7 protein-coding genes and 1 pseudogene are annotated in these 7,249 nt (G+C 47.1%); 1 reads left to right on the top strand and 7 read right to left on the bottom strand.

Features of this window, described 5'->3' with window-relative positions:
• Positions 1-151: transposase (locus B5G28_RS13845; protein ID WP_144265564.1), on the top strand; the 151-nt coding region annotated here is incomplete at its 5' end.
• Between the two features lie 31 nt (positions 152-182).
• Here the strand turns inward: B5G28_RS13845 and B5G28_RS13840 are convergent.
• The 7 genes and pseudogenes from B5G28_RS13840 to B5G28_RS13815 all read right to left on the bottom strand — a co-directional run bounded on the left by B5G28_RS13840 (position 183) and on the right by B5G28_RS13815 (position 7,147).
• Positions 183-1,691, bottom strand: a complete 1,509-nt coding sequence (locus B5G28_RS13840; RefSeq protein ID WP_087249738.1) for a recombinase family protein — start codon at positions 1,689-1,691, stop codon at positions 183-185.
• 89 nt (positions 1,692-1,780) lie between these two features.
• Positions 1,781-1,957 carry a hypothetical protein gene (locus B5G28_RS14875; RefSeq protein ID WP_021419834.1) on the bottom strand — a complete coding sequence of 59 codons (177 nt, stop codon included), beginning with the start codon at positions 1,955-1,957 and terminating at the stop codon, positions 1,781-1,783.
• 131 nt (positions 1,958-2,088) lie between these two features.
• Complete coding sequence (locus tag B5G28_RS13835; protein WP_021419835.1) at positions 2,089-2,292, bottom strand: hypothetical protein; 204 nt, start codon at positions 2,290-2,292, stop codon at positions 2,089-2,091.
• 520 nt (positions 2,293-2,812) lie between these two features.
• Positions 2,813-3,223: pseudogene (locus B5G28_RS13830) on the bottom strand (sigma factor-like helix-turn-helix DNA-binding protein); the annotation flags it as partial.
• Positions 3,224-3,671: 448 nt separating this feature from the next.
• A complete protein-coding gene (locus tag B5G28_RS13825; RefSeq protein WP_087249736.1) occupies positions 3,672-5,480 on the bottom strand; it encodes an ABC transporter permease in 1,809 nt (602 codons plus the stop codon).
• On the bottom strand, positions 5,477-6,160 hold the full coding sequence (locus B5G28_RS13820; RefSeq protein WP_087249734.1) for an ABC transporter ATP-binding protein: 684 nt from the start codon (positions 6,158-6,160) through the stop codon (positions 5,477-5,479). Before B5G28_RS13820 ends, B5G28_RS13825 begins: the two co-directional genes overlap by 4 nt.
• 72 nt (positions 6,161-6,232) lie before the next feature.
• Positions 6,233-7,147: a HAMP domain-containing sensor histidine kinase gene (locus tag B5G28_RS13815; protein ID WP_242967634.1), complete on the bottom strand. Its 915-nt coding sequence runs from the start codon at positions 7,145-7,147 to the stop codon at positions 6,233-6,235.
• Positions 7,148-7,249 lie beyond the last annotated feature (102 nt).

Raw genomic sequence — 7,249 nt, 5'->3', positions numbered from 1 at the left:
GGAGCAGGAAGTTCGAATAAATATCGCTTTCCGTTGGTTTCTGGGAATCGACTTTGACGAGCCTGTTCCGGATCATTCTACCGTTTCTCAGCTTCGACGCCGAAAATTCGGGAAGACAAGCGTCGGTGTACAAGGGGTACAAACGAGATAAAATAGAAATGAGGGGCGATAGAGCGGAAATGTCAGATTTTCCACTCTATCTGAACACGGTCGCTGGTGGCCTTGATTGTAGAAATCAAGCCATCGGCGGCTTTTCTTTTGTCGTCAAAATCTATGCTCTCCCAGTTGTCGAGATAATAGGAAAGTTTCTTTATCTGCTGGGGCGATATGGTTTCGACGCTCAAATCGGCTATGGCTTTTGAAATGGTCTGACGGCGGGTGTCCAGTTCTTCGATTTTCTTGTTGGCGTAGGCAAGCAAGGTCGCATTGGCTCCGGTCAGCGTGTCCAGCAGTTTTTCAATTTCTGCCTCCACCTGTGCCAGCTCTACTTGATAGGCTGTCAGCTTCGGATTAACCTTTTCCTCTTGGTCGTGGAGTATCTGAAAATCTTTGAACTTCTCTTGCATGGCCGAGAAAATAAATTGCTCAAATTCTTCTTTGCGGATTTTCCCGCAGCCCGGACAACCTTTGTTTTCCGTCCGTTTGGTGCAGCGGAAATAGCCTGTGCTGTTTGGTACATGGGTGGCTTTCAGCGCATACCCACAATGCCCGCATTTGATTTTTCCGGCCAGCCAAGTGTTTTTTGGTTTCCGCCCCTGCTGGAAGGTGGTATTTGCCATGAGCTTTTTCCGGCATTTCAGCCATGTGTCAGAGGGGATCAATGCTTCATGCGGAGCGATAACAAGTATCTGGTCTTTTAGGCACCTGTCCTTGTCCTCCTTCACATCCCGCCCCTGATAGAGATAGCAGCCGTTTGTTCCGGCAAAATCGGAAGCGTCATTGACAATCGCTGCGCCCTGGCTCTTGAAAAACTCGTACAGTTCCAAGTCGGCCTGTGCGTAAACAGGGTTCCGTAAAAGCTGGGAAAGAAAACTCCGAACCATTGACTTTTCGTAAATCTTGATACCCTGTTCCTCAAAGTAGCGGGTAATGTCTCCGAAAGAGGTTTCCGGTTCGGCGTACATCTCAAACATCAGCCGTACATGGTCGGCGGCTACGGGGTCGGCAACCATCTTTTTTGTACGGATACCCTCTACCACCGTGGGTTCCAACTGATAGCCGTATGGAGCCTGACCGCTCATGTGAAAGCCTTTCAGGCACCGGGAATAATAGGCGTCCGTGACGCGCTTCTGGATTGTCTCACGTTCAAGCTGGGCGAATACAATGCAGATATTCAGCATGGCCCGTCCCATCGGGGTCGAGGTATCAAACTTTTCCGTGGATGATACGAACTCTACATCGTACTCTTGAAACAGCTCCATCATATTTGCAAAGTCCAGAATAGAGCGGCTTATCCGGTCCAGCTTGTACACGATGACCCGCCGAACCTTTCCCTTGCGGATCTCGCCCAGCAGCTTTTGAAACTCCGGCCTGTCGGTATTTTTGCCGGAATAGCCTTTGTCCTTAAATACCCGGCAGCTCCCACCTTTCAATTCATACTTGCAGAAGTCAATCTGACTTTCAATGCTGATACTGTCCTTGCGGTCTACTGACTGTCTCGCATAAATGCAATCTTCTCTGATAAATTCCATATTGGGCTCCTTTCCTTGTTGGAATGGAGCTACCAACCTTACAACTATATTATACTATCAGCAGCCCCGGACAACAATGTTGCGAATGGTTAGTGAAACCTGTCCCCGTACTTACTGAACACCTCATAAAGACGGCGTTCAATTTCTTTTTTGCGCTGTTCCTTCTCCTTCGGGGAAAGTACCGGCGTGAGGCTTTCCAGCACAATAGTTTTCCCTTGAAAGGGTACAGACTTTGTTTCTCGTTGATATGTGACGGCCTGTGTCATTGGAAACCTCCTTTTCAGAATGGGTGTACTTGCCAGCGTTTCCCTCTTGTCCTGTGGGGAAATGTCAAAAGACGGCACCCGCAGGTGCCGCCCTTTGAGCTTTCTCCACTTCGGGCCGATGTGGCCCGAGGTCAGTACGGACTGGAGTGAAATTTCTGTTTAGCGTCCTCCACACTGTTGAGATCAAAGACTTCATAAAGCTGTCCCACAACACGACGAATATCCTTCTTTGAAAAGCCGCAGTCCTCCATTGCCATGATGACATAGCCGCGGCAGGCGTCGTTGCTCCATTCATCCGGCTCAAAACCGGGAAACATCCCAAACGCATTTTCCATAAGAAACTCCTTTGAGAAAAAGATGGGGAGCCTCGCCGGATTGGTTGGCCTATCATCAGACAGCATTGCCGGAGGGCTCCCCACAGGTTTTTACTACATTACAGACACACCGGACGGGCATAGACTTTCTGCCCCATAGTATTTCAACTCTCCCCATTCTGATGGCAAGGCGTTCTCATTGCCTGCGACGGCTCACGGCTTGCAAGGCCGCTTCAACGCTCGGACTGTGACTAAACGCAAGTATCCGGGTCATGTGCCTGTTCCGGTTGAGCCAGCCTTGCCCCACCTATGGCATGAGCCTGATCGCTCGCCCTGTTTTATAGAGACTGTATTCTCCAAAAGCAGAGGTCGTGGCGGGCCTGTCACACAGCGCATTTCCCTTCGTATCCGGGTGCCTTTTTATTCAGTTTTCGATTTGCATGAGGGCTTGTCCGAACCTCGGGCCACCTTGACCCGAAGTGTTTTGCCTCTCATAAGCCATTTCATTTTTTGGCCTAAATCGGTACACCTCACAGAGTTTTTTCAAAATCTTTTCCAAGTGCCGCAGCCCGCGCTCGATTGCCACACGGACTACTTTCTCATGGACCCCTTCTGCCCGGGCAATATCCTGTTTCGTCATGCCAAGAATAAAGTGAGCGTAAATCCGTTTGGCCTGTTTGTCCGGCAAGCTGGCAATAGCAGCGTGAAGCTCCTGCATGGTAACTTTCCTCTCGTACAACTCATGGGGTGAAAGTGCGACAAAGACAGCCTCATGCTCCAGCCCATCATCCCGATCAAGGGAATAGTAGGCTTTATGGCGGTATGTACGCAGTCGGTAGGCTGCCTCCTTGCGGTCAAATTCTTTGAACATTTCAGCAACTTCGTCCGATACTTCCATGAAGCAATCCGATGTATAAAACGGGTAGTAATCCCGCAGATTGATAATAGCCATATTGACCTCCGTTTCGGTTGATGGTTGACAAGTGACCGAAACGAAGGCGGTGGGGAGCGGCACCGGGGAATGACTTCGGGCCAACATGGCCCGAAGCGGCCCCATAAGAACGCAAAAGCGCCCGGGCGGCACAAGGCCACTCGAGCGCATGAAATGACATAATAGTTAAGGTTCCAACAGATTTCGCATACATAGCCGGAATAACCCGGAGGCGGGGCTATGCTTTTTTTAGCTGGTGCAGGCTATGAGGACTAAGAAAAAGTAAAACTGGCATGGCGGCATCCTCCTAATGCCGCCGTGTGTGTTTACAAAATATAGAGTCGTTGTTGAATTTTACAAAAAGAAGCGGCGGCTCTAAAAAGCCGCCGCAGGGTAAACAAGCGTGTCAAAGGGCTGCTGTACGACGGCTTTTTTCTTTTGCCGTCGCCCGGCAGATCAAAATATGATACTATAACTCATTTATGGTTGCAGTAATCGACATATTGCGAATTCGTTTTGCCGGAGTATATACAGCTGCGATTGCCGCAATCGAGACAAACAGAAGAATAACGCCCAAAGAGGTAATTGGGAACTGCCACACAGCAGATGGAAAATGCCCCGCAATAAGGAAATCATACAGCGATTTGCTAAGCGGCAAGCCAATAGCACAACCAACAACGCACCCCAAAACAGCATAGGTGAATGCTTCACAAGCAATCATTTTCGTCATTTGCCGTTCATCCATTCCTACTGCCCGCATAGCTCCATATTGCTTCATTCTGGCAGACACACTCATGGAAATGCTATTGACGATGTTCATTACCGTTACCAGTGCAATAATCGCCAAAAACGCATAAACACAGAAAACAAAAGCCATATAAGTTCCCGTAGTGCGCTCGTCGCGTTTATCTCGAAAGCTATATGTTTGATCTACGGAATTCTGGATTGCCTGAACATTTTCGTCCGTAACATCTCCCGTTGTCTGTATCAGCACAAGAGAATAACCTTCCTCTCCTGTCAAACGGACAAATGTTTCACCAGAGGTAATCAATGTGAGCTTTCCATTTGTCAATCCATTCTCACTAAATGGGTCATTTTTTAACAGTCCGGCTATGGTAAGGGTTTCATCCCCAATCTGAACAGTGTCACCGATTTCCCATGTGCTGTCCTGATCGGATGTTGCCAAAACAAAATTGCTGTCCCCAAAAACTTTGGACAAATCACTCCCCCTTTTCAAAGCACCGTCTTTTTTCAGACATTGTAAATCAAAATCGTCATAAGAAATCAAATCGACTGTGCCAGAAAAGTTGGTGTCGTCGTTTAGTTTGGCAGAAACATCAAACACACTACGACGCCCGTAAACTTCCTTCACTCCATCCATTTCGCAGATGGATGTAAGCAGTTCCCGAGGAATCGTATTACCGCCAGCACTTGCAATATCTATATCTGATGTGGCAGCCGACTGAGGAATTAGGTAATCCACAAAATTGACCATAACAGAAAAGCTCAAAAACAGGATGATGCTAAGTGCAAAAGAACCTGTCATCAGGAATAAATTTTTCTTCCCGGAGATTGCATGGCTGACACCAAGAAGGGATTCAATTTTTCCGAAACCTACATACGGCGAATGACGCATTGTTTTTTCGTGGCCTGCATTTCCAGACACCGCTGTGATGGGAGACACCTTCGCAGCATGTTTTGCCGGAGCATTTGCGGCAATCAGTACAGTAATCAGTCCCACAAAGATACCGCAAGCAATGCCAAAAATACTAATGCCAAAGAGGGGAATATCAGAAAATTCTTCTCTGACTACAAAACGCAGTACCGCGCAAAATCCCCATGTAGTAACAACCCCTAAAACAAGACCGATAGGGATAGCTGTTTTGCACCAGTTCAATGCCTCTAAACGGACAAAGCGGATGATCTGCTGCTTACTCATACCAATGCAGCGCATCATTCCGAAAAATTGGGTTCTCTGTGCAACGCTGCTATTCATGCTACTGGAAATCATCAAAACGCCTGCAATCAAAATCAGCAGGAACAGAACAACCGCAACAGAAAGAAGGGTTTGCCCCATGGAACTGCCGAGTAAGTCTCCAATAGAGAAACTTCCATGCTTACCAACCAATCGGGCCTGTTCCATCCGAAAACCCATTTCTGCCATACTGAATACTGCTGTTACCATAAACACAGCAAATACAATGCAAAGCAGCGTCATACGATTTTGACGGCGGTGGACTTTAGCGGAGATGGGAATGAGACTAAGATAACTTTTCATTCACGGCACCTCCCGAAATCCGTCAGTACACCATCGGATACCCTCAAAATACGGTCAGCGGTCTGGGCGATGCTTTTGCTATGCGTAATCATAACAATGGTCTGCTCATATTTTCTGGATGCTTCTTTCAGCAGCGCAATGACTTCGCTTGTGTTTTGCGTATCCAGATTGCCGGTCGGCTCGTCTGCCAAGATCAGAGAGGGACGTGTAATCAAGGCACGTCCAATAGCGACACGTTGCTGCTGGCCGCCAGAAAGTTGACTGGGAAGATGGTTCCTCCGTGCGGTCAGGTTCAGTACCGCCAGCAATTCTTCCAGATACTTTTTATTTGGCTTTTGGTAATCCAGCAACACCGGGAAAATGATATTCTGTTCTACCGTCAGCTCCGGGATCAGGTTGAAACTCTGAAAAATAAAGCCAATATTTCTACGGCGAAATACCGTCAAGTTCCGGTCTTTCATAGAAAAAATATCTTTGCCGTCAATAAACACCTTGCCGGAAGTTGGAGTATCCAGTGCGCCGATCATGTTCAGCAGCGTGCTTTTGCCGGAACCTGATTCACCAACTATGGCAACAAATTCACCTTTCGGAACGGAAAAGGTCGCACCTTTCAAGGCATGGACAGTGGCCTCGCCGCTTCCATAGGTTTTTGACAGGTTTTGCACCTCTAATAAGTTCATTGTTCTAACACCTCTTTCTGCTTTGGTATAGAAAGAGTACCATACGAATCCTACTGCAAGATGACATTCACCCTACAATTTTGTAGGAATCAAAAAATTGATTGTGAATGTCGTTCCTACGCCTAATTCGCTGTCTACTTCTATTGTTCCGCTATGGGCCTCAATAATTGCCTTTGCAAGAGGCAGCCCCAAGCCAACGCCCTGTGTGTCTTTTGAAAAACGGCTGCGGTAAAACCGCTTAAAGATGTGGGGAAGATCTTCCGGGTGAATACCACTTCCATCATCTTTTACTACAATCTGCACCATTGATGTAAACTCACGCCACGAAACTTGAATGGTACTTCCTGCTTTCGTATGATCCAGAGCATTTTTTATGATGTTGCCGATCGCCTCCATAAACCAATGCGCGTCACAAATCAGCATAACAGTATCTTGTCCAGCAAAATTCAAATTCTTTTCCTGTTGCTGCGCCTGAAATGCAAATCGCCTTTGGATTTGTGCCATCATATCATCAACGTAGTGTTCGCTCTTTTCCAAAACAATCGTCCCGGCATCCAACTTCGTAATTGTGAGAAGATTTTGGACAAGGGTTTCTATTCGGTCAAGTTCTTGTTCAGAAAGATCAGTAAATTCCTTAATCGCCGGGAAATTAGCAGTTTCTTCTTGCAGAAGTCCATTGTATATATTTAGAGCTGCAAGGGGCGTTTTCAGTTGGTGGGAAATATTTGATATGGTGTCTTTCAAAAAAATCTTTGCTTTTCCCTCATTTTCTGCATGAGCATTTAAGATTGCAACCAAAGCATTTACTTCATGGAACAACCGATATAATTCGCCCTCGTCGTCACAGTCAATCCGTGCATCGTGATTGCCGGAAATGTATTCCCGTATTTGTGTCACGGCGTTTTCCATGATTTGCTCCTGCTTTCTAAAATAGAAAAACAGAGAAATAAAAATTAAAACTCCCATGCAAATTGAACCGCCCCATATTGTGCGGACAGTACAAAAAAGAGGCCTGCAAGGGGTAGAAGTAAACGAATCAAAGACTGGCCTGGCGAAGCGAGAGCGGAGCCAGGCCAGTCTTTGTCTGGA

Origin of the sequence: Faecalibacterium sp. An77, from assembly GCF_002161315.1 — a bacterium.
Classification (GTDB): Bacteria; Bacillota; Clostridia; order Oscillospirales; family Ruminococcaceae; genus Faecalibacterium.
The sequence above is the reverse complement of the archived record's forward strand: the minus strand, read 5'-3'. Positions and strand labels throughout refer to the sequence as shown.